Here is a 22,421-nt window from a genome sequence, read left to right as displayed (position 1 = left end):
CCTAAACTCTGCTGAAAATTCGCTTCCAGCTTTTCTTTTTTAATTGAATATTGGTGTTGTTTTCTTTGTTGAATTTTGCTACAATTTCTGATTCGTGAAGTTTATAGAATTCAGGATCGAAGTTTGCGTCTGCTAAATGCTCTAAAGTATAAGTTACAGACTGCTTTTCATTCAAAACTTTGTCAAAAAATTCATGACGCATGCGTATCCCTAATGTATTTATGCCAAGGAATTCTTGTGTGTTTTTATCGTAGTTAATTCGAATACATTTTTTACCACTCTCATGTTCCCAGTAAAAATGCGCTTCATTTTTTTTAGGTTGTGGCCATACCCAACCATAGGTTTGGTATTCAATATCAATAAACTTTGCTGAGTTAAACCAGTGTCCTGGTTTATATTGAATTCGGTTGCCACAAATAGTTTGCGCAACGGTTTCACCCATCATTCTACCAGTGTACCAAACGGCTTCAATAGGACGACGTAAACCAATTGCTTCGTGTTGTTCTGCACAATCTCCAATTGCATACACATCTTTGATGTTGGTTTCTAAAAAACGATTGACTTTAACTCCCCTACCAAGCTCAATTTCCGAGCCTTTTAAAAAATCAACATTTGGAGAAACACCAGCAGTTAAACCAACAACGTTACAAGGTATTTCTTCACCAGTTTCTTCAATAATTACAGATGTAACGTATCCGTTTTTATCTGATTTTATTTCTTTTAGAGTTACACCTAATCGTAAATCGATATGATTTTCTATAATTTCACGATTTATCATGGCAGATTCTTCCTTGGGTAACACTTTGTCCCAAAAACTATTTTCACGAACTAAAAAAGTAACAGGAATATTTCTGCTATGAAGCATTTCGGCAAGTTCAATTCCAATTAAACCTCCACCAACAATAACAGCTCTTTTACATACTTTGTTGTTTGGAGCATATTGTTCAAGAGCCTCTAAATCTTGTTTATGATACATTCCCATAACACCTTTTAAGTCTTGTCCAGGCCAACCAAACTTGTTAGGTTTAGAGCCAGTGGCTATAATTAACTTATCGTAAGACAGTTTTTCTCCAGTGCTAAAGGCTATTTCTTTTTCTGATGAATGTACTTTTGAAACAAAACCTTTTTTGAGATTGATTCTGTTTTTTTTCCAAAACCAAGATTCGTAAGGTTGTGTATGTTCAAATTTCATGTGTCCCATGTACACATACATTAAAGCTGTTCTTGAAAAGAACTCATCAGTTTCAGAAGAAATAATGGTAATTTTTTTGTCTGATAATTTTCTGATATGCCTTGCGGCTGTAACTCCAGAAATTCCATTACCAATAATAACAACGTGCTCCATAAATGTTGATTTGCTGTTTAGGTCGTTGCTAAAGTTAAGAACTTAATAAAGGAATTGAATTTAGAATGATTTTAAATAATAGGGTTTTGTAAGAGAAGTTTTTTTTAGACGACCTATGATTTATATAAAAAATTAACCTTATGAAACGACAACTAGTTAGCCTTACAGTTTTACTGTTTTTTGTAGTACAATTTTCAAATGCTCAAGATGATAAAGCAGAAAAATCAAATATTCAAACGTATACACCATCTAAACTTTTAAATAATGGTCAATGGGATATTAAATGGTTTAATAACCTATATACAGAAACAAAATTTGCCGATGCAGATGGTAACACCAAATCGAAATTAAGAGAGAACTACTTTACTTCAACGTTGGAGGCTTTCACTGGAATTTCTAAAAACAATCGCATTAACGTAGGAGCAATTGTAGAGTTTCGTTCCAACACAATTGGAGGACGTCAAGCATTATCAGTATTTAGTTTAGAAGATAATCCAAACTCTGAAAGAAAAGGAATTACATCAATTGCACCAGCTATTAAGTTTCAACCATTAAAAAATGTAGGAAACTTTTCCGTTCAATCAGCAATACATATTCCTTTAGTGAGTAATGAAACAGAAAATGGTGTCTTTTTAGATCAAACAGCATGGACTTTTCAAAACCGATTTTTTTACGATTATACTTTTTCTAGTGGAAAATGGCAGCTATTTACTGAATTAAACACTGAGTACAATTTTGGTGATGATAATAGCTTTGCGAACAATACTTTTTTGTTAGCACCAGGAATTTTCTTTAGTTATTTTCCGAATGAAAAGTCTACCGTATTAGTTTTTTCTCAACATTCACAAAGGTTTGGAGATTTTACACAAGATTACACAGCTTTAGGTTTGGGAGGAAAATATCAATTAACTAGTGTTTTAAACTTGGAAGTATTGTACAGTAACTTTGTTAGAGGAACAAATAACGGATTGGGGCAAAGCTTTAATTTAGGATTACGAGCATTATTTTAAAAGTAGTAAATTAGAGGAGTAATGAAAACTTTAAAACTCCTTTTAGTAAGCTTTATCCTTTTTATGGGCTCTTGTACGAGTCAGTCAAAAAAGATAAATGGTGTTAGTTTTGTTGCTTCTTCAAAAGAGATAACAAATCAACATATTGATGATGTAAAAAAGGTATCAGCAAATTATGTTACACTGATGCCTTTTGGATTTGTTAAAAATTTATCATCTCCAAATGTGATTTATAACTCTAAGAAACAATGGTTTGGAGAGACAAAAGAAGGTGTGAAACAATATGCCAAAGAGTTTCAACAAAGTAAAATAAAGATTATGTTGAAACCACAAATTTGGGTTTGGAATGGTGTGTATACAGGATCTATAAAAATGAATTCCGAAGATGAATGGAGAAAATTAGAACGATCGTATGAAGACTTTATTCTTGCTTTTGCCAAAGTAGCAGAAGAAATTAATGCAGAAATTTTTTGTATTGGAACAGAATTGGAGCAGTTTGTAAAAAACAGACCAGAATATTGGAAAAAACTCATTAAAAAAATTAGAAAGGTATACTTTGGAAAATTGACCTATGCAGCAAATTGGGACGAATTTAAGCGAGTAGACTTTTGGGAGGATTTAGATTTTATAGGAATTGATGCTTATTTTCCGTTAAGTGATCAAAAATCCCCCACTCTTAAAGATTTTGAAAAAGGTTGGCAACCCCACAAAAATGAGGTTATTCAGGTTCAAAGTAAGTTTAATAAGCCTGTTTTATTTACTGAGTATGGGTACAGAAGTGTAAATTTTACGGGGAAAGAACCATGGAACTCAGGCAGAATAGAAGGAGATGTCAATTTAGAAAATCAACAAAAAGCATTACAAGCTTTGTATAATCAATTTTGGAAAGAAGATTGGTTTGCTGGTGGTTTTGTTTGGAAATGGTTTCATAATCATAAAGAAGTTGGAGGGGAAGATAACAATAGGTTTACACCTCAAAACAAACCAGCAGAATTGACTATAAAAAAGATGTATGAAAATAGTAAATGAGAAATATAAAAATAAGCATCTATTTTTCTTGAAGACAATAATTCTTGTAACATTTTGGTTGTCTGTAAACTGTTATTCACAAGAAAAAAGTATAGAAAAGATTACTTTTTCAGGAGCCAAAAAAACGAAAGCACATGTCTTAAAGAAAATACTGAAATCAAAAGAAAATAAAGTGCTTGATTCAATGGTATTAAAAGAAGATATGATTCGTTTGAAGCGCTTACCAGCAATTTCTAATGCGTATTTTAAAACATCATGTTCTGAGGGTAAATGTAATGTTATTGTAACTGTAGAAGAGAACTTTACAATAATTCCAGAAGTCAATTTTCACAAAACGATCAATCAAAGATTAGCCTACAGAATTGGAGTGGGTGAGTATAACTTTTTGGGGAGGAACATGACCTTAGGTGCGTTTTACCAATACAATGGTTTTGATTCTTATGGAATTAACTTTAAGGCTCCTACGTTATTTTCAGCAAAATGGGGGGTGTCATTAAGTCATCAAAACTGGACGAGTGAAGAACCACTGTATTTTGATAGTGAATCGGCCAATTATAAGTATCAGAATATCTCTTATGAAGCTTTGGCTTTATACCAACACGATTTTAAAAATCAGTTTCAGTTTGGAATCAATTTTTTTAAAGAAAAATATAGCTATTTAAACGGAAGCACTTCATCGGATGTTCCTGCTGAGTTAAATGTAGATAAAAAGCTACTGAAGCTAATTTATGTTTTTGATAATCTAGATTATAATTATCAGTACATCAATGGGATAAAAAATGAGTTTCATGGACAATATGTAACTTCTGAAAATGAATATCAGAATGATTTTTTAATTTTTTGGAATGACTTTTTTTACTTTAAAAGAATAGGTGAAAAAGGAAATTGGGCAAACAGATTGCGTTTTGGTTTGTCATCTAATGATGATACTCCATTTGCTCCATTTGCTTTAGATAATAATTTGAATTTACGAGGTGTTGGTATTTTAGTTGATAGAGGAACAGGAAGCATTGTTTTAAATACAGAGTATCGTTATACTTTGTATGAAAAGAAATGGTTTGTTTTACAAGGAAACATCTTTACGGATGTTGGAACTTGGCGAAAGCCTGGAGGAGGATTAAGTGATTTTGTAGATAGTGATAATGTTAGAATGTATTCTGGTATCGGCTTACGTTTTATCAATAAAAAAATATTCAACGCAATTTTTAGAATTGATTATGGACATGGACTTACAAAGAATGCATCAAAAGGATTTGTATTTGGTATAGGTCAATATTTTTAATCGCAGGGTGATAACCAAGAGTTCAATCTCTAAAGGCTTTTTTTTGTATAAAAAAACGAGGTTGTGAAATACAAACCTCGCTTTTTAAGCTATTCTTTATGTAGAAAAATGTTTTATTTTTTCTTTGGGTGTACTAACTTCATTTCTTTAATTAAGTGTTTTGCTCCTGCATATTTATCAACAATAAATAATACATAGCGAACATCAACCATAATATTTCTACAAATTTCAGGATCGTAATTCATATCACTCATCGTCCCTTCCCATACACGGTCGAAGTTTAATCCAATTAAGTTTCCATGTGCGTCAATTGCAGGGCTTCCTGAGTTACCACCTGTGGTGTGATTTGTACCTAAGAAACATACAGGAACTTTTCCGTTTTTATCAGTGTATTGTCCAAAATCCTTAGCGTCATATAAATCACGTAATTTTTGTGGAACATCGAACTCATAATCACCAGGAACGTATTTTTCAATAACACCATCTAAATAACTTACAGGGTTGTAGTACACAGCATCTCTAGGAGAGTATCCACGAACTTGACCATACGTAACACGCAAAGTACTGTTAGCATCAGGGAAATAGCGTGCATTAGGTAATGCTTCCATTAATGCTTTCATGTATGTTTTTTGTAACGCTGTAATTGGCTGATTTTTCTGTTGAAATTCAGGATTGATTTTAGTATAAAACTCTTCAATCATAGGCTTTGCATATTGGTAAGCAGCATCTTTGTTTAAGTTTTTTACTACTTTTTTAGCGTCTCCTTCTAATAATTGTAAAGCTTTATCTAAATCAGTAAAACTTGTTTTGTCATAAATAGAAGCATCTACATTAGTAGGGTTGTATAATGACATTACATTTTTAAACACTCCTTTATCAACATTTGCATCAAAGTTTTTGTGAATCCCTTTAATTCGATTTACCAAAGAAGTTCTAGCTTCTTCAAACTTTTCAGGTTTGTTTAGGGCTACTTGTTCTAATTGATACGCTCTAAAAGTCATTTGCATCAACTCGTTGGTAACTAAGAAAACCTCAATAAAGTTTCTTCTTTTAATATTAATATCAGCAAAGTCTGCATATAATTTTTCAAACTCAGGAAGAATATTTCCGTAGGTTTTTTCTAATCCTTTTTCCTTTAATGCTTTTTTGAAGGTAGCTTCAAAAGCTTGACGCTCTGCAATAGCATTACTCTTTTTAATTCCTAGATTTTCACCAATCCATTTTTTCCAAGCATTTGCAATACGTGCTTGTTTTGAAGCATATTTAATACGAACAGCATCACTAGCTTTCATTTGTGCATCAATTTCTTTTAATGCAGCTTCACGAATAGCAATGTTACTTGGGTTAAACTCTTGTGTAATATGTTTAATAGCAACAGCTGGTAAATATTCATTAGTACGACCTGGGAAACCAAAAACCATAGTAAAATCACCTTCTTCAATTCCATCTAAAGAAACTGGTAAAAAGTGTTTCGGCTTGTAAGGAACATTGTCTTTGCTGTACTTAGCAGGACGATTGTTTTTATCAGCATAAATTCTGAATAATGAAAAATCTCCAGTATGACGTGGAAAAACCCAATTGTCTGTATCGCTACCAAATTTTCCAATACTACTTGGTGGTGCTCCTACTAAACGTACATCTTCAAATTTTTCAGTAACAAATAAGAAATATTGATTTCCTTTGTAAAAAGGCTTCACCTTAATGTTTTGCCAAGTTTCTTTTTGTACGTTTTTTGTAATTTCATTGATGTTCTTATCAATAGTCGATTGTTTTTCACGCTCAGTCATTGTACTAGTAACACCATTTAACGCTTTGGTAGTTACATCGTCAATACGAACAATAAACTCAACATATAAGCCTTCATTAGGCAATTCTTCTTTTTTACTCATTGCCCAAAAACCATCTTTTAGGTAATCATTTTCTAAAGAAGAGTGTGATTGAATTTGCCCAAAACCACAGTGGTGATTGGTTAATATTAATCCCTCAGGAGAAATAACTTCACTGGTACAACCACCATTAAAATGCCCAATAGCATCTTTTAAACTAGAGTTGTTTACATCGTAAATGTCTTTGGCAGTTAATTTACTTCCTAAAGAAGTCATTTCTTGTTCGTTCATTCCTTCTAAAAGTGAAGGGATCCACATACCACCTTGTTGAGCAGTAACCTGAACGACAATAAATAAGAATAGAATTTTTATGTACTTCATCTGTTAATTTTTAAAGTGATAAAGATACAAATTGAGAGCAAACTACCGAGAGGAAGCTTATATAGAAGTAAGTTAAAATACGTTAAAAATTACTCTTTTTTGATGATAAGAGTATTATGAGTTTTTAAAACTATGACAATTCTATTTCTTTCCTAATGGATATATTTCTTGGTGAATAAAGTCTTTAGGGAATTTTTCATCTCCTTCAAAACCTAACTCAATATCACGCCCGTTGTAAGGAATGTAGTTAGTTTTAAAAATGTAGTCCCATATGCTTAGTGTAATCCCAAAATTTACTCCCATTTTTCTGTTTTCAGGAAGCTCTTTTGCATGATGCCAAATATGCATTTTTGGATTGTTCAAAATATATTTTAACCAACCGTAATCCCAGTTTATATTAGCGTGATTTAAGTGTCCGATAGTAATGTTAAAAAAATGCACAATGGCTACGTCTTGCGCTGTGAATCCGCCCATAATAGCAAGCGGAATGTATTTCATTGAGTTGTATACCACAGGTTCCATCCAATGATAACGAAGGTGTGCGGCAAAGCCCATTTGTTTTACGGAATGGTGCACTTTATGAAAGTTCCATAAAAATTCATAACGATGGAGTAAAGTGTGTGTAAACCACTGCACAAAATCAATAATGATAAAAAATACGATAATTCTTGCCCAATAGGGAAATGTATTAATATCAAACAATTGAAAATTAGCAACTGATAAGCCCACTAAACCTAATATATCATTAAACAATTGCTCTGCTGCGTTTGATAAGGCAATAAGTACAATTAGATTTAATAAAAAGAAATTAAAAAACATGTAAAAAGTGTCCAACCAAAAATCCTTACGAAATAAAGGTTGATTTTTTCGCCAAGGAAAGATAATTTCTAACCCCCAAACAACAAGAGAAATTATGATTAAACCATAAAAATAATTCTCCCAGTTTAACTCCATAAGTACCGATTGCTTAATGTAATTCCAGTAACCAGTATATGAGTTTTTTATGATTTCTAAATATTTACTCATGTGTTTTAGAGGTGAGATATTCCGTAAAATTAATAAATTAAATATGTTTTAAACGTTACCTAAGTTACAATGATTTGTTAAAAACAAAAGAGACTGTCTACAAAGACAGTCTCTTAATTGTATTCGAAAAATTAAAGAGTTTATTTTTTATTTGCTTCTTTAATATATTTTTCTAAAGCCATTGTCATTGAAGGGGTTTCAGGTGTTGGTGCAGCAATATCTACACGTAAACCTCTATCTTCAACAGCTTTGATAGTAGTATTGCCAAATACGGCTATTCGAGTATTATTTTGTTTGAAATCAGGGAAGTTTTTAAATAAACTATCAATTCCTGATGGACTAAAGAATACTAAAATATCGTAAAAAACATCTTCTAAATCAGATAAATCACTCACAACGGTACGATATAAATCTGCACGTTTCCAGTCTACTCCTAACTTGTCTAATTCAGCAGGAATTAAAGGCTTTAGCTTATCAGAAGAAGGAAGTAAAAACTTCTCATCTTTATGTTTCTTAATTAGTTTGGTTAATTCAGGAAATGTTCTGTTACCAACATAAATTTTACGTTTACGGTACACAACGTATTTCTGTAAATAATAAGCTACGGCTTCAGATTGACAGAAGTACTTCATGTCATCAGGAACTGTAAAGCGCATTTCTTCAGCTATTCTAAAAAAATGATCAACAGCATTTCTACTAGTAAGTATGATTGCTGTGTAATTGTTTAAATCAACTTTTTGAGCTCTTACCTCCTTAACAGGAATTCCCTCGACATGAATAAACGATCGAAAGTCAACCTTAACCTTTTGCTTTTCCGCCAAATCAAAATATGGTGATGTTTCTGTCTTCGGTTTAGGTTGAGAGACTAAAATAGTTTTAACTTTCATAAACTTTCTCTTTATTACGTAGTTGTTGTTTTATAAAGAATTAATAGCGGTGCTATTTCAAGGGTGCAAAAGTACAAAATAAAATAAAACAACTTGCTAATTACAAGTTTTTTATTATTTGTTAAAATTAAAAAAGCCCTAAAAATAAGCAAGATAGCGAAAGAGTAAATTAAAAAATGTTTGTTGGTAAATGTATATTGATAAAGTATAATAAAAGGGAGTAACCATATGCTAAGAACATATAAATATCCTGATTTAGTATGTAAAAAATAATTTACAATTGATGATAAACCTAAAACGTTAGCTAATGAATAGTCTATTAAAAAGCGTAGCAAAAAATATAAGATAACAAATAAAAATAATCCTAGAAAAGCTAAAAAACTATGAGAGTATATTTCTGATACTAAAGTCAAGAATAAAAACAGAGAAATAACAATCGATGAAAAAGAAAATAAGAGTAGCTTAAAAGGGGTAAAAAAAGAGGCCCCTTCTTCAGTTCTTTTATGAAAAAAACCAGGAGTTATAAAAGCAACAGTATACCCATATAATTTAGTAGGTTTTAACGATTTCATCATAGCTAATAGCACAATAGCCAATACAATAACTAAGGTAATCCAACTATCATGGTTTGTAATTCGTTCTACTGCTTGCAATTGCTTTTATACTTTTTAATTAACACAAAATTAGTAATAAATAAGTGTATCTTTGCCCAGATTTATATGAAAATTACATGAAGTCAGACGCTTTAGTCATAATTCCTACGTATAACGAGAAAGAAAACATCGAAGCTATTATTCGAGCAACTTTTAGTCAAAAAAAGGTATTTCATGTATTGGTTGTTGATGATAATTCCCCTGACGGAACAGCAGAAATTGTAGAAAATTTACAAGAAGAGTTTCCTAACCAACTTTTTATTGAAAAGAGAGCAGGGAAAAATGGATTAGGTACCGCATACATTCATGGATTCAAATGGGCAATAGCAAAACAATATGATTATATCATAGAAATGGATGCCGACTTCTCACACAACCCCAATGATTTAATTAGATTGTATGATGAATGTGTTAATGAAGGAGCAGATGTGGCTATAGGTTCAAGATATTCTGTTGGGGTAAATGTGGTTAATTGGCCAATGAGTAGGGTATTACTCTCTTATTTTGCATCAAAATATGTACGACTAATTACCAGAATGCCAATTCATGATACTACCGCAGGTTTTGTGTGCTATAAAAGAAAAGTGTTAGAAACAATTAAACTTGATAAAGTTAAATTTGTTGGTTACGCATTTCAAATAGAAATGAAATATAAAGCTTGGAAGCACGGGTTTAATATCAAAGAAGTTTCGGTTATTTTTACCGATAGAGTCTTAGGAAAGTCGAAATTAAGTAAAGGAATAATTAAAGAAGCTGTTTTTGGTGTGATAAAAATGAGAATTAACGGATTACCGAAATAGGAGAATGACCACAATTACGACAAGAGAAGCAAAGAAAGAAGATTTAGAAATCTTGTTAGGGTTTGAACAAGGTATCATAGAAGCTGAAAGACCTTTTGATTCATCATTGAAAGAAGGGAAAATTAGTTACTATAATCTGGAAGAAATGATCTTTGCTGACAATGTACATTTAATTGTAGCTGTAGCTGAAGATGAAATTGTGGGGTCAGGTTATCTCAGAGTAGAGAAATCTGAAAGTTATCGTAAAAATGAATTTAATGGATATATTGGCTTTATGTATGTAAAGCCAAATTTTAGAGGCAAAAGAATAAGTTCACTAATTTTGGAGTCTTTAAAGAGTTGGGCAAAGAGTAAAGAATTAAAAGAACTAAGGTTAGATGTTTATAATGAGAATTTAGCAGCAATAAAATCTTATGAACGCTTTGGTTTTAACAAGAGTTTGATTAACATGAAAATGGAAATTTAGTAGAAAATGAAACAATCATATTTAATTAAAAACGCACAAATCGTAAACGAAAACAAGGTTTTTAAAGGCGATGTTTTAATAGAAGGAGAATTTATTAAGGAAATAGGAGAAAATATAATTCCTACGGATGATGTATTAATGGTTGATGCAGAAGGAAAGTTTTTAATTCCTGGTATGATTGACGATCAAGTACATTTTCGTGAGCCAGGTTTAACACACAAAGCAAATATAGCTACAGAAAGTAAGGCTGCAATTGCAGGAGGAATTACTTCTTTTATTGAAATGCCAAATACAGTACCTCAAGCAACAACTCAAGAATTATTAGCGGACAAGTTTGATATTGCAAGTAAAACATCGTATGCTAACTATTCTTTTATGTTCGGAGGAACTAATGACAATTTAGAAGAGTTGTTAAAAACGAATCCAAAAGACGTTGCGGGAATTAAACTATTCTTAGGGTCTTCAACAGGAAATATGTTAGTTGATAATGAAGAAGTATTAGAGAAAATATTTTCATCAACTAAGATGTTAATCTCTGTGCATTGTGAAGACGAAGTTACCATTAGAAAAAATACAGAAGAATACAAAGCAAAATATGGAGATGATATTCCTGTAAAGTATCACCCACTAATTCGTAGTGAAGAAGCTTGTTATTTATCATCTTCAAAAGCAATTGAATTAGCAAAGAAAACAGGAGCACGTTTACATATTTTCCACTTATCTACAGAAAAAGAAACGCACTTATTCCGAAATGATATTCCGCTAGAGGAAAAACAAATTACGGCAGAGGTTTGTGTACATCACTTATGGTTTACCGATGCTGATTATGATAAAAAAGGAACACATATTAAGTGGAATCCTGCAGTAAAAACCCAAAAAGACAAAGATGGTTTATGGAAAGCGTTGTTAGATGATAGAATTGATATCATTGCAACCGACCATGCACCGCATACTTTAGAAGAAAAGGATAATGTGTATACAAAGGCACCTAGTGGAGGTCCATTAGTACAGCATGCAGTTCCAGCTATTTTAGAAAAGGTGAAAGAAGGAGTGCTGTCAATAGAAAAAGCAGTAGAAAAGATGAGCCACAATCCAGCGAAAATCTTCAAAGTTGAAAAAAGAGGATTTATAAAAGAAGGTTTTTATGCTGACTTGGTTTTAGTTGATGCAGATAAGAAATGGACGGTTGATAAAGAAAATGTATTGTATAAATGCGGATGGTCTCCGTTTGAAGGTGTTGAGTTTTCAAATCAAATAACACACACTTTTGTAAACGGAAACTTAATGTATAACGAGGGAATTTTTAACGAAGAAATTAAAGGGAAACGATTATTATTTAACAGATAAATGAAGTCTTTTTTTTACATATGTATTGGTTTGCTTTTGGTGTCGTGTACCAGTAATACGATATACAAAAAGCCTGACAACTTAATTCCGAAAGATTCTATGATTTCGTTATTAACCGATATGTATATTGCTTCTTCTGCCAAAAATCAAAAAAATAAGTTTTTAAAGAGAGAAAAAAATTATATGTTTTTGGTATACGAAAAGTATAGAATTGATAGTACTCGCTTTGATGCTAGTAATACATATTACACTTCTATGGTTGATGAGTATACTGAACTTTTGAATAAAGTAAAAAAGAACATTGATTCATTAGACGTTTTATATAGAAAAAAGCAGGAAGTTCAAGACTCAATAAAAGGAATTAAAAAGGAAGGAAAATTAAAAAGAGATACAGTTTTAGATAAAGAACTATTATTGAATGATCTTCCTAAAGAATTAATAAAAAGAGAAGATAGAGAGTTTGAAAAAAAGGACTTAAAGAAAATTAAGTAACTTACTTTTTAAACTCTTTAGAAACTCTAACAATTACATCATTAACTGGTTCAAAATTAAAATCAAGTTGTTCTATAATTTTTTTAGAAGTATAGAACGATTTGTTGTGAGCAGATTTTGCAGAGTTTTTAGTTAGTAAAGGTTCCTTACCAGTAAGCTTTGTTAAAAGCCAGTCGATTTTCCAAAAAAATGAAGTAACAAACTTTCCTACTTTTTTAGAGGGTCTCTTTTTATTTAGGTTATCAGCAATACTAAATAAAACATCTTTAAACGATTTGTTTTCTGAAACAAGAATAAAACGTTCATTTTTTATGTTAGAATTCATTAGATCTATCATAGCCTTCACCACATCATTTACTCCAACAAAGCCAGTAACACCTTCAGTGTAAAAGTTAAATCCATTACTTATTTGAGTAAACATTTTACCAGAGCCTTCATTCCAAAAACCTCCTCCTAAAATTACACCAGGATTCACAATTACTACACTTAAATCTTCTTGGCTACCTCTCCAAACTTCCATTTCAGCACCATACTTGGTAATTGCATATCCATGATTTTCATCACTATCAACCCATTCGTTTTCTTCGTTAATTGGTTTTCCATTAATAGCGTTACCAACCGCAGCGATGGAACTTACAAAACAGAATTTATTTACGTTAGTATCAATAGCAAAGTTGATTAAGTTGGCAGTTCCTTCAATGTTTACCTGACGCATTTTTCTATAATCCTTTGGGTTAAAAGAAACCAATGCAGCACAATGATAAACCTGTGTGATGTTATCAAATACAGGTTCTAGGGAAGGTATATCAGTAATGTCAGCTTGTATCCACTCGATTTTAGAAAAATACTGCTGCACATCATCTGTATAAAAAGAAAAGATTTTCTTAACATATTCACGCTTTTTTTCAGTTCTAAAAATAGCTCGAATCTTGTCGTTTTTCTGGCTTAAATGATATAATAAATGTGAGCCTACTAAACCTGTTCCTCCTGTAACTAAAATCATAAAGCGAATTTAGTTTATTTTGGTTGATAAACTTATCTTTGCTTCTTTAAAAATAGAATAAAATGACCAAGAATTTAGTAGAAGAATTACAATGGCGTGGAATGATTCACGACATTATGCCAGGAACCGAAGAACAACTTCAAAAAGAAATGACATCGGTTTATATTGGCTTTGATCCAACTGCAGATTCGTTACACATTGGTAGTTTAGTTCCAATTATTTTACTAGTTCACATTGAAAAAGCAGGGCATCAACCAGTAGCTTTAGTAGGAGGTGCAACAGGTATGATCGGTGATCCTACAGGAAAATCAGATGAGCGTAATTTATTAAATGAAGAAGCTTTAGCTAAAAACGTAGCAGGTTTAAAAAGAACATTAGGTCGCTTTTTAGACTTTGATAACGGAGCTAAAAATTCCCCTTTATTAGTAAACAATTACGATTGGATGAAGGACTTTTCATTTATTGAATTTGTACGTGATGTTGGTAAGAGAATCACTGTAAACTACATGATGGCAAAAGATTCTGTAAAAAAACGTATTACAGGAGAAGCGGGTAACGGAATGAGCTTTACAGAGTTTACGTATCAATTAATTCAAGGGTATGATTTCTATCACTTATATAAAACCTTAAACTGTAAATTACAAATGGGAGGTTCTGACCAATGGGGAAATATTACCACAGGTACAGAACTAGTTCGTAGAATGACACCTGGTGAAGATGCAAAAGCATTTGCAGCTACTTGCCCATTAATTACAAAAGCTGACGGTTCTAAATTTGGAAAGTCTGAAGGAGGAAATGTTTGGTTAGATGCAGATAAAACATCAGTTTACAAGTTTTACCAATTTTGGTTAAACACTTCGGATGAAGATGCTGAAAAGTATATTAAAATATTTACGTTTTTAGATAAAGAAACTATTAATGCTTTAATTGCTGAACATAAAGAAGCACCACATCAAAGAGTTTTACAAAAGAAGTTAGCTGAAGAAGTAACAATTTTTGTACACTCTAAAGAAGAGTTAGATAAAGCAATTGCTGCTTCAAGCATTTTATTTGGTAAGTCAACAGCTGATGATTTAAAAAATTTAGACGAGCAAACTTTTTTAGATGTGTTTGACGGTGTGCCACAAGCAGAGGTGACGTCTGAGGACATAGCTGGAGGATTAGATATGATTGCAGCTTTAGCCGCTAAAACAGGATTCTTAAAATCAAACGGAGATGCGCGAAGAGCCTTAAAAGAGAATTCAATATCAGTAAATAAAGAAAAAGTAAGTGAAGATTTTGTAATCACTTCAAAAGATCTTATAGCTGATAAATACGTGTTATTACAAAGAGGTAAGAAAAATTACTTTTTATTAAAGGTAGCATAAAAAGCTTTTTTAAATAAAATTAAAAGCCCTTAAAAGAAATTTCTTTTAAGGGCTTTTTGTTTGTGATATATAAACAAACAGGGGGAAATCGTTATTAATTTATGATACTGCTTTTAAATCAAACGTTAAAGGGCATCTTTTACAATTAATTCCTTTCTTTTGATACTTATTGCAGCATTTACTTTTAGGTTTAATACAGTTACTCGTGCATGAAGAACTACAAATAGTAGTTTTCTGTAATGTTTTAACAGAGGTTGTAGAGGTAACTTTCTTGGTTTCAGTATAAAAAACAATCATTATCTTTTCGTAAAATCCGTGCAAATATAAGTCTTTTATTTAGAATAAATAAAAATTAACAAATAAAAACTTAATTAAAGTTCTCATTGCCTATTATTTATATGAGGTATTTTTTTAAGAATAACAATCATTTTTAAAAAAGATAAAATTGTCTTTTAAACATGATAATTGTCATTTTTTAGAAAGGCAGATAGCAATAATTTTGGGCAGGTAACAAATAGTAATCACAATGAAAGCATTTAAAATAATTTATTTAGTTGCATTGTTCTTGTTTTTTTCTTGTAAGAAGGAGAATAGCAATTCAAATAGTGTCAATACGACTTCAATAGAAAAAAAAGAAGTAGTAAAGCCTCAAGGGCAAGCATCTTTTGAAGACGAGGTTTCCGATCCTAATGCATTACAGAAAGCAAAAAGCATAGTAGATTTTTCAACACTAGTAACAGCTATTGAGGCTGCAGGAGTACAAGATGCAATTGTAAATGCTGGTCCGTTAACCATTTTTGCTCCGTTAAACACAGCATTTGAAAAGTTGCCAGCAAATACAGTAGAAGATTTACTAAAGCCAGCAAATAAATCAAAATTAGCTTTTGTTTTAAAAAATCATGTTGCCCCAGCAAATTTTCCTTTGGAACAGTTAAAGAAAGAAGCTAAAAAAGGGAGAAAATTATATATGGCATCTGGTAATTACATGCAGGTAGAAAATAAGGAAGGAAAAATTTATGTAGATGGAGTAGAAGTTATTCAAACAGTAAAAGTAAGTAATGGATGGATACATGTTATCGATCAAGTTTTAGTACCGTAAATAACAATAAATTATAAATCAATCAAAAATGAAACACACGCATAAACTATTAATACTAATGTTCTCTTTTGTATTGTTTTCATGCGGAAATGATAAAAAGAATAACCAAGTAGATTATTCATCTAAAAAAGCACCGGTAAAAAAAGAGGTGCAAAAGGAAAAACCTAAAGAGGCCCCTGCTGTAAAAAAAGAAGCTATGGCTAATGTAGATTTATCTAATAAAGGAATAGGGCCAGTAAAGTCGCTAGATATATCTGGTGCGATTGATCAAAAATTAGCGGATGAAGGTAAAGAGTTATTTAAAAACAAATGTTCGGCATGTCACAGAACGAATAGAAAATTTATAGGACCAAATCCGACAGGAGTATTTGATAGAAGATCACCAGAATGGGTAATGAACATGATTATTAATCCAGAAGAAATGCTTAAAAAAGATCCAATAGCAAAAGCATTATTAATAGAGTATAACGGCTCGCCAATGGCAAATCAAAACGTTAGTGAAAAAGAAGCCAGAGCAATCGTAGAATATTTTAGAACTTTAAAATAATTAGTAATGAAAAACATTATAAAGAGTACCTTATTGTTAGTTGCAACTTCCCTATTTTTTATAGGCTGTGGCAATAACGGAGGTAAAGAGCAGAAAAAAGGAGGGGCATTGGAGAATAATGTTGCCGAAAAAGTATATGTGGCTCCAGGAGAACACGATTCACATTACGCCTTTATCTCTGGAGGATACAGTGGAAACTTAACCGTTTACGGTTTGCCATCGGGTAGAATGTTTAAAGAAATTCCTGTGTTTTCGCAATTCCCAACTTCTGGATATGGATATTCAGAAGAAACAAAACCCATGTTGAATACCTCACACGGATTTATACCATGGGGAGATTCTCATCACCCAGATATTTCTCAAACCAATGGGGAAATTGATGGACGATTTATTTTTATTAATGAAAATAACACACCAAGAATCGCAAAGATTGATTTAAGAACTTTTGAAACCACAGAGATTATTGAGGTGCCAAATAGTGCAGGTAACCACAGTTCGTCTTTTGTAACAGAAAATACAGAGTATGTAGTAGCTGGTACACGTTTTTCAGTTCCAGTTCCGCAACGCGATATGCCAATTAAAGAGTACAAAGGAAACTTTCAAGGAGCCTTATCGTTTATTAGTGTAGAGCCAGAGCATGGGCATATGGATATTAAATTTCAAATTTTAATGCCAGGTTTTAATTATGATTTATCGCACCCTGGACGTGGAGCATCTCATGGTTGGTTCTTCTTCTCTACATATAATACAGAAGAGGCTAGTACATTATTAGAAGTAAATGCCTCACAAAATGATAAAGATTTTATTGCAGCTGTTAATTGGAAAAAAATTGAAGAGTATGTAAATAATGGAGGAGGTACAATGATGCCAGCAGAATATGCACATAACGTTTATGATGAGGTAACACATACTGCAACTTCTACAATGAAAAAAGAAGTTAGAGTTGTTAATCCATCTGAAGTTCCAGGAGCAGTGTATTTATTGCCTACTCCAAAGTCACCTCATGGTTGTGATGTTGACCCTACTGGTGAATATATTATAGGTAATGGTAAATTATCTGCGAATTTAACAGTGCATTCATTTACAAAAATGTTAGATGCTATCGAGAACAAAAAGTTTGCTGGTGATGCTTATGGAATTCCAATTTTAAATTTTGAAGATGTTTTGGCCGGTTCTGTTGAGCAGCCTGGATTAGGTCCTTTACACACAGAGTTTGATGATAAAGGTAATGCTTACACGACGTTCTTTATTTCTTCAGAAGTTGTAAAATGGAAATTAGGCACTTGGGAAGTGTTAGACAGAAAGCCAACATATTATTCTGTAGGGCATTTAACTATTCCTGGAGGTAACTCCAGAAAACCGCAAGGTAAATATATGTTTGCCATGAATAAGATTACAAAAGACCGTTATTTGCCAACTGGCCCAGAATTAGAGCACAGTGCACAGTTGTATGATATTTCTGGAGATAAGATGGAACTATTATTAGATTTTCCAACCCATGGAGAGCCACATTATGCTGCAGCTATGGAAGCAGATTTAATTAAGAAGCGTTCTAGAAAAATATATAAACTGGAAGAGAATAACCATCCTTATGCAGCAAAATCTGACGCAGATGTTAAAGTGGTACGAAAAGGTAACGAAGTGCATATTTATATGACAACCATTAGAAGCCACTTCTCTCCAGATAATATTGAAGGGATAAAAGTAGGCGATAAAGTATATTTCCACATAACCAATTTAGAACAGGATTTTGATGTGCCTCATGGATTTGCAGTAATCGGGCAAAACACATCTGAATTATTAATTATGCCAGGACAAACTAAAACGTCAGTTTGGGAACCTACAAAAGTAGGAGTTTGGCCATTTTATTGTACCGATTTCTGTTCAGCTTTACACCAAGAAATGCAAGGATATATTAGAGTATCTCCTAAAGATTCTCCTATAAAATTAAGTTGGTCTTTAGACGGTGAATAGAAACAAATAGAAATAAAGGGTTAGTTTTTTAGATTGAAAAGCTGTTTGAATAAACTTATCATATAACCTTTCAAGCAGCTTTTTTTACTTCAAAAGCCTAGAATCTTAAAAAATAAAATTATGATAAAACATAAAATATTAATGATTTTTGGTTCTTTATTACTGTTGCTGCTTTTTATATTTCCGTTGTGGAACATAACTCTAGAAGCTCCTCAATATCCTACCCCATTAGGAATGGATATATACATAGGTAAGTTTGCAGATATGCATCCACATGATATAAAAAATATTAACTTAATGAACCATTACGTGGGGATGAAATATATACCAGAAACTATTCCTGAGTTTAAAATTTTTCCTCCTGTTATAATTGTAATGGTAATTTTGGGTGTTTTAATAGGTTTAAAAGCTAATTACAAATGGTATTTAAGATGGTTGGTTTTAATGACTCTATTAGGAATAGCAGGGATGTACGATTTTTATTTATGGGAACATAATTACGGACATAATTTAGATCCGAAAGCAATTATGAAGTTTACCAATCCTGATGGAAGTGTTATGGGGTTTCAACCTCCATTATTTGGTAGTAAAGATATCTTAAATTTTAGAGCACACTCTTATCCTCGCTTTGGAGCTTATGCAATGTTTATAGGAATGTTTTTAACCTTTATAGCATATCTTGTAGGTAAAAAGAATCAAAAAGTAAATTATAAGTAAATGAAAGCAACTTTAATGTTTTTTTATGGATGTATGACGGTGTTGTTACTTTCATGTAAAATAGCACCCAAAGAAATTCAGTATGGTACAGATATGTGTCACTCTTGCCAAATGACAATAGTTGAAAAAACACATGCGTCTGAAATTGTTACTAAAAAAGGAAGAGCTTATAAGTACGATGCTATTGAATGTATGTTACAAGATTTAGACAAAAGAGATGTAAGTAAAATTGAGTTGTTTTTAGTAACAGATTATTCGAACCCTGCAACACTTATAAAAGCAAAAGAAGCTACCTTTTTAGTAAGTAAAGAAATAAAAAGCCCTATGGGGGCCAATCTATCGGCCTTTGCAAATAAAGAAGCTATTAATGTGCCTGGAGAGCAATTTAATTGGGATGAAATCAACGATTATATAAAATAATTAAACCAGTTAGAGCTTGTTTTAAGTATAATCCAACTATTATGAGATTACTAATATCATTTTTTTTACTAGCTATAACCAGTAACGGATTTTGTCAGCAAACCATTCAGAAAATGATTGATGCAGCACAAAAGCACGATACTATAATTGTAAAAGAAAATGTGTATAAAGAGCATGACATAACAATTACAAAACCGATAACTATTTTAGGAAAAAAGAATGTAGTAATCGACGCTGAAGCTAAAGGATATGTTTTTAAAGTTTTAGCCGATTCGGTAACTATAAAAAATATCTCAGCAAAAAATGTAGGGAAAAGTTATACCAAAGATTTTGCCGCCATATATATATCAAGAAGTGATCACATAACCATAGAAGATGTAACCCTTACAAATGTGTTTTTTGGCTTGTTGATTGAAAAAAGTAAAAATATAAGAATACGAAATAATTATATTTCGAGTAAAGCAACAACTGAGGCAGGAACAGGGAATGGAATTCATCTTTGGCATTGTTCTAATGCAGAAATAGAACAAAACGAGTTACACAGTTTACGAGACGGGATTTATTTTGAATTTGTAAAAAATAGCGTTGTTAAGAATAACCATAGCCATCATAATTTACGATATGGTTTGCACTTTATGTTTTCAAATAACAATGAGTACTTACAGAATACCTTTAATAATAATGGAGCAGGAGTTGCAGTAATGTTTTCAAAATACATAAAAATGACCCGTAACAAGTTTCTGAAAAACTGGGGAACCGCGTCATACGGATTGTTGTTAAAAGAAATTTATGATGCTGAAATTATTCATAACGAATTTTCAGAAAACACCATAGCTATTAACCTCGAAGGAGCTACGCGAATAAATTATGTTAACAATACATTTAGCAATAATGGTTGGGCATTAAAAGTGGCAGGAGCATGTTACAAAAACGTATTTAAAAAGAATAATTTTTTAAACAATTCATTCGATGTTTCCTACAATAGTAAGTTAAACGATAATAGCTTTAAAGGGAATTATTGGAGTTCATATACAGGTTATGATTTAGATAAAAACGGGATAGGAGATGTGCCTTATCGTCCTGTAAAACTATTTTCATACATCGTAAATAAAACCCCAGAAGCAATAATTTTATTAAGAAGCTTATTTGTAGATATTATCAATTTTTCCGAAAAAGTAACTCCTGTTTTTACACCTAAAAACTTGGTAGATGAGGCACCACTAATGCAGAAAGTATTATGATAGAAATTAGTAATATATGTAAAAAGTTTGGCAAGGTTCAGGTACTAGATCAGCTAGATTTAACAATAAATACTCAAGGTATTTTTGCAATATTAGGGCCAAATGGATCTGGTAAAACCACCTTAATAAAAAGTATTTTAGGAATGGTTTTATTAGATAAAGGAGATATAAAAATAAACGGAAAGTCTGTTTTACAACAGTTTGAGTATAAAAAAGAAATAAGTTACTTACCTCAAATAGCAAATTTCCCAAATAACAATACAGTTAGCGAGTTAATAAAACTTATAAAAAACTTACGTCCAAAATCAACTAATGAACAAGAGTTAATAGAAAGGTTTGGATTAGCTCCTTTTTTAGATAAAAAATTAGGAAACCTATCGGGAGGAACTAAACAAAAAGTAAATATAGTATTAACTTTTATGTTTGATAATGATCTTATTATTTTAGATGAACCTACCACTGGTTTAGATCCTATATCGCTCATTACATTAAAAAAATTAATAGAAGAAGAAAAAGAAAGAGGAAAAACAATATTAATAACCTCACACATAATGAGTTTTGTTGAAGAAATAGCAGATGAAATAGTTTTTTTGTTAGACGGAGAAATTTACTTTAAAGGCAGTAAAGAGGAGCTGTATAACAAAACGAATGAACAAAATTTAGAACAAGCCATAGCTAACTTACTATTAGTAAATCATGATTAAAATTATAACCTACTGTTTTTTCGATTTGGTGAGAAGTAGATGGAGTTATGTGTACTTCAGCTTTTATTTATTACTAAGTTTTGCATTACTGTTTTTAAACAACGATACCTCAAAAGCGGTAATTTCATTAATGAATATTATAACTGTATTAACACCACTAATAGGAACTATATTCGGAGTAATGTATTATTACAATTCACGAGAGTTTATAGAATTACTCTTGTCTCAGCCTATAAAAAGATCGCATATTTTCATTGGACAATATTTAGGGGTCGCAATTTCGTTAAGCTTGAGTTTAATTTTAGGTTTAGGAATTCCGTTTTTATTATACGGAGTGTTGCAAGGTGCTACCTCTAATTTTTTAATGTTACTAACTGTAGGAAGTTTTTTAACATTCATATTTGTAGCATTGGCATATAACATCGCCTTAACACACGAAAATAAAATCAAAGGTTTTGGGTATGCTATATTAGTATGGTTGCTAATGGCGGTTATTTATGATGGTGTATTCCTCATATCTTTAGTAATGTTTCAAGAATATCCGCTAGATAATGCATCACTTATAGCTACAGCCTTTAACCCAATAGATTTATCAAGAATTCTCATATTATTAAAATTAGATATATCTGCATTGTTAGGATATACGGGAGCAGTTTTTAAAAGCTTCTTTGGAACATCTTTGGGGTTAATAACATCACTATTTGTTTTAGTACTATGGGTAGTAATTCCAATATTCTTTATTTATAGAAAAGCACAACGAAAGGATTTTTAAAGTGAAGAAAGAGCTGTTTTAGTGCAGCTTTTG

22 protein-coding genes are annotated in these 22,421 nt (G+C 31.7%); 16 read left to right on the top strand and 6 right to left on the bottom strand.

The annotated features are described in order from the left end of the window. Position 1: 1 nt before the first annotated feature. Positions 2 to 1,345 (bottom strand): NAD(P)/FAD-dependent oxidoreductase, encoded by a 1,344-nt coding sequence (locus tag D6T69_RS01570; protein WP_125066136.1) that lies wholly within the window; start codon positions 1,343 to 1,345, stop codon positions 2 to 4. 140 nt (positions 1,346 to 1,485) lie between these two features. On the opposite strand from D6T69_RS01570, the gene D6T69_RS01565 reads away from it, so the two are divergent. Genes D6T69_RS01565 through D6T69_RS01555 form a run of 3 tightly spaced genes read left to right on the top strand, consistent with a single transcriptional unit; the run spans position 1,486 to position 4,666 of the window. Further along, complete coding sequence (locus tag D6T69_RS01565) at positions 1,486 to 2,355, top strand: transporter (protein ID WP_125066135.1); 870 nt, start codon at positions 1,486 to 1,488, stop codon at positions 2,353 to 2,355. Positions 2,356 to 2,376: 21 nt separating this feature from the next. After that, positions 2,377 to 3,384, top strand: coding sequence for a glycoside hydrolase family 113 (locus D6T69_RS01560; RefSeq protein ID WP_125066134.1), 1,008 nt, complete (start codon positions 2,377 to 2,379; stop codon positions 3,382 to 3,384). Continuing rightward, positions 3,368 to 4,666: a POTRA domain-containing protein gene (locus D6T69_RS01555; protein ID WP_125066133.1), complete on the top strand. Its 1,299-nt coding sequence runs from the start codon at positions 3,368 to 3,370 to the stop codon at positions 4,664 to 4,666. The genes D6T69_RS01560 and D6T69_RS01555 overlap by 17 nt, the downstream gene beginning before the upstream one ends. A gap of 113 nt (positions 4,667 to 4,779) precedes the next feature. Here D6T69_RS01555 and D6T69_RS01550 read toward each other — a convergent pair whose 3' ends face one another. The 4 genes from D6T69_RS01550 to D6T69_RS16215 all read right to left on the bottom strand — a co-directional run bounded on the left by D6T69_RS01550 (position 4,780) and on the right by D6T69_RS16215 (position 9,439). Beyond that, the gene (locus D6T69_RS01550; protein WP_125066132.1) at positions 4,780 to 6,873 is read right to left on the bottom strand and encodes a S46 family peptidase; all 2,094 of its coding nucleotides are present in this window, start codon (positions 6,871 to 6,873) and stop codon (positions 4,780 to 4,782) included. A gap of 141 nt (positions 6,874 to 7,014) precedes the next feature. Next, the gene (locus tag D6T69_RS01545) at positions 7,015 to 7,899 is read right to left on the bottom strand and encodes a sterol desaturase family protein (RefSeq protein WP_125066131.1); all 885 of its coding nucleotides are present in this window, start codon (positions 7,897 to 7,899) and stop codon (positions 7,015 to 7,017) included. A gap of 140 nt (positions 7,900 to 8,039) precedes the next feature. Then, complete coding sequence (locus tag D6T69_RS01540) at positions 8,040 to 8,786, bottom strand: uroporphyrinogen-III synthase (RefSeq protein ID WP_125066130.1); 747 nt, start codon at positions 8,784 to 8,786, stop codon at positions 8,040 to 8,042. A gap of 14 nt (positions 8,787 to 8,800) precedes the next feature. Then, positions 8,801 to 9,439, bottom strand: a complete 639-nt coding sequence (locus D6T69_RS16215) for a DUF4271 domain-containing protein (protein ID WP_125066129.1) — start codon at positions 9,437 to 9,439, stop codon at positions 8,801 to 8,803. A 77-nt stretch (positions 9,440 to 9,516) separates the two neighbouring features. Here D6T69_RS16215 and D6T69_RS01530 point away from each other — a divergent pair, with 77 nt between their 5' ends. From D6T69_RS01530 to D6T69_RS01515, 4 genes are read left to right on the top strand one after another with little or no spacing between them, the layout of a single operon-like run. Continuing rightward, entirely contained in the window at positions 9,517 to 10,239 is a 723-nt protein-coding gene (locus D6T69_RS01530) for a polyprenol monophosphomannose synthase (protein WP_125066128.1), read from the top strand. 4 nt (positions 10,240 to 10,243) lie between these two features. Further along, complete coding sequence (locus D6T69_RS01525) at positions 10,244 to 10,705, top strand: GNAT family N-acetyltransferase (protein ID WP_125066127.1); 462 nt, start codon at positions 10,244 to 10,246, stop codon at positions 10,703 to 10,705. Between the two features lie 6 nt (positions 10,706 to 10,711). Beyond that, positions 10,712 to 12,052, top strand: coding sequence for a dihydroorotase (locus tag D6T69_RS01520; RefSeq protein ID WP_125066126.1), 1,341 nt, complete (start codon positions 10,712 to 10,714; stop codon positions 12,050 to 12,052). Beyond that, positions 12,053 to 12,544, top strand: a complete 492-nt coding sequence (locus D6T69_RS01515; RefSeq protein ID WP_125066125.1) for a DUF4296 domain-containing protein — start codon at positions 12,053 to 12,055, stop codon at positions 12,542 to 12,544. A 1-nt stretch (position 12,545) separates the two neighbouring features. Here the strand turns inward: D6T69_RS01515 and D6T69_RS01510 are convergent, their stop codons facing one another. Further along, on the bottom strand, positions 12,546 to 13,547 hold the full coding sequence (locus D6T69_RS01510) for an SDR family oxidoreductase (protein ID WP_125066124.1): 1,002 nt from the start codon (positions 13,545 to 13,547) through the stop codon (positions 12,546 to 12,548). A 62-nt stretch (positions 13,548 to 13,609) separates the two neighbouring features. Between D6T69_RS01510 and tyrS the strand changes: the two genes are divergently transcribed. From tyrS to D6T69_RS01465, 9 genes are all read left to right on the top strand, one after another. Beyond that, positions 13,610 to 14,914, top strand: coding sequence for a tyrosine--tRNA ligase (gene tyrS, locus D6T69_RS01505; protein WP_125066123.1), 1,305 nt, complete (start codon positions 13,610 to 13,612; stop codon positions 14,912 to 14,914). Between the two features lie 526 nt (positions 14,915 to 15,440). Continuing rightward, complete coding sequence (locus D6T69_RS01500) at positions 15,441 to 16,013, top strand: fasciclin domain-containing protein (protein ID WP_125066122.1); 573 nt, start codon at positions 15,441 to 15,443, stop codon at positions 16,011 to 16,013. Between the two features lie 28 nt (positions 16,014 to 16,041). Continuing rightward, positions 16,042 to 16,560: a c-type cytochrome gene (locus D6T69_RS01495; protein ID WP_125066121.1), complete on the top strand. Its 519-nt coding sequence runs from the start codon at positions 16,042 to 16,044 to the stop codon at positions 16,558 to 16,560. 6 nt (positions 16,561 to 16,566) lie between these two features. Beyond that, entirely contained in the window at positions 16,567 to 18,534 is a 1,968-nt protein-coding gene (nosZ, locus tag D6T69_RS01490; RefSeq protein ID WP_125066120.1) for a Sec-dependent nitrous-oxide reductase, read from the top strand. Between the two features lie 120 nt (positions 18,535 to 18,654). Beyond that, a complete protein-coding gene (locus D6T69_RS01485; RefSeq protein WP_125066119.1) occupies positions 18,655 to 19,251 on the top strand; it encodes a hypothetical protein in 597 nt (198 codons plus the stop codon). Beyond that, positions 19,252 to 19,671, top strand: a complete 420-nt coding sequence (locus D6T69_RS01480) for a nitrous oxide reductase accessory protein NosL (protein WP_240628343.1) — start codon at positions 19,252 to 19,254, stop codon at positions 19,669 to 19,671. Positions 19,672 to 19,712: 41 nt separating this feature from the next. After that, positions 19,713 to 20,912: a nitrous oxide reductase family maturation protein NosD gene (locus D6T69_RS01475; protein WP_125066118.1), complete on the top strand. Its 1,200-nt coding sequence runs from the start codon at positions 19,713 to 19,715 to the stop codon at positions 20,910 to 20,912. Then, the gene (locus D6T69_RS01470; protein WP_125066117.1) at positions 20,909 to 21,616 is read left to right on the top strand and encodes an ABC transporter ATP-binding protein; all 708 of its coding nucleotides are present in this window, start codon (positions 20,909 to 20,911) and stop codon (positions 21,614 to 21,616) included. Before D6T69_RS01475 ends, D6T69_RS01470 begins: the two co-directional genes overlap by 4 nt. Beyond that, positions 21,609 to 22,388 carry an ABC transporter permease subunit gene (locus tag D6T69_RS01465; RefSeq protein WP_125066116.1) on the top strand — a complete coding sequence of 260 codons (780 nt, stop codon included), beginning with the start codon at positions 21,609 to 21,611 and terminating at the stop codon, positions 22,386 to 22,388. Before D6T69_RS01470 ends, D6T69_RS01465 begins: the two co-directional genes overlap by 8 nt. Positions 22,389 to 22,421 lie beyond the last annotated feature (33 nt).

Source organism: Tenacibaculum singaporense (genome assembly GCF_003867015.1).
Lineage (GTDB): Bacteria > Bacteroidota > Bacteroidia > Flavobacteriales > Flavobacteriaceae > Polaribacter > Polaribacter singaporensis.
Note: the sequence above shows the minus strand (reverse complement) of the source record. Positions and strands in the feature narration are given on the sequence as shown.

Coding starts and splice junctions, on each gene's coding strand:
- D6T69_RS01520 (WP_125066126.1), top strand. CDS start 10,712: ATGAAACAATCATATTTAATTAAAAACGCACAAATCGTAAACGAAAAC.
- D6T69_RS01525 (WP_125066127.1), top strand. CDS start 10,244: ATGACCACAATTACGACAAGAGAAGCAAAGAAAGAAGATTTAGAAATC.
- D6T69_RS01545 (WP_125066131.1), bottom strand. CDS start 7,899: ATGAGTAAATATTTAGAAATCATAAAAAACTCATATACTGGTTACTGG.
- D6T69_RS01475 (WP_125066118.1), top strand. CDS start 19,713: ATGAGATTACTAATATCATTTTTTTTACTAGCTATAACCAGTAACGGA.
- D6T69_RS01510 (WP_125066124.1), bottom strand. CDS start 13,547: ATGATTTTAGTTACAGGAGGAACAGGTTTAGTAGGCTCACATTTATTA.
- D6T69_RS01470 (WP_125066117.1), top strand. CDS start 20,909: ATGATAGAAATTAGTAATATATGTAAAAAGTTTGGCAAGGTTCAGGTA.
- D6T69_RS01480 (WP_240628343.1), top strand. CDS start 19,252: ATGAAAGCAACTTTAATGTTTTTTTATGGATGTATGACGGTGTTGTTA.
- D6T69_RS01485 (WP_125066119.1), top strand. CDS start 18,655: ATGATAAAACATAAAATATTAATGATTTTTGGTTCTTTATTACTGTTG.
- D6T69_RS01560 (WP_125066134.1), top strand. CDS start 2,377: ATGAAAACTTTAAAACTCCTTTTAGTAAGCTTTATCCTTTTTATGGGC.
- D6T69_RS01515 (WP_125066125.1), top strand. CDS start 12,053: ATGAAGTCTTTTTTTTACATATGTATTGGTTTGCTTTTGGTGTCGTGT.
- D6T69_RS01495 (WP_125066121.1), top strand. CDS start 16,042: ATGAAACACACGCATAAACTATTAATACTAATGTTCTCTTTTGTATTG.
- D6T69_RS01555 (WP_125066133.1), top strand. CDS start 3,368: ATGAAAATAGTAAATGAGAAATATAAAAATAAGCATCTATTTTTCTTG.
- D6T69_RS01540 (WP_125066130.1), bottom strand. CDS start 8,786: ATGAAAGTTAAAACTATTTTAGTCTCTCAACCTAAACCGAAGACAGAA.
- nosZ (WP_125066120.1), top strand. CDS start 16,567: ATGAAAAACATTATAAAGAGTACCTTATTGTTAGTTGCAACTTCCCTA.
- tyrS (WP_125066123.1), top strand. CDS start 13,610: ATGACCAAGAATTTAGTAGAAGAATTACAATGGCGTGGAATGATTCAC.
- D6T69_RS01465 (WP_125066116.1), top strand. CDS start 21,609: ATGATTAAAATTATAACCTACTGTTTTTTCGATTTGGTGAGAAGTAGA.
- D6T69_RS01550 (WP_125066132.1), bottom strand. CDS start 6,873: ATGAAGTACATAAAAATTCTATTCTTATTTATTGTCGTTCAGGTTACT.
- D6T69_RS01500 (WP_125066122.1), top strand. CDS start 15,441: ATGAAAGCATTTAAAATAATTTATTTAGTTGCATTGTTCTTGTTTTTT.
- D6T69_RS01570 (WP_125066136.1), bottom strand. CDS start 1,345: ATGGAGCACGTTGTTATTATTGGTAATGGAATTTCTGGAGTTACAGCC.
- D6T69_RS01530 (WP_125066128.1), top strand. CDS start 9,517: ATGAAGTCAGACGCTTTAGTCATAATTCCTACGTATAACGAGAAAGAA.
- D6T69_RS01565 (WP_125066135.1), top strand. CDS start 1,486: ATGAAACGACAACTAGTTAGCCTTACAGTTTTACTGTTTTTTGTAGTA.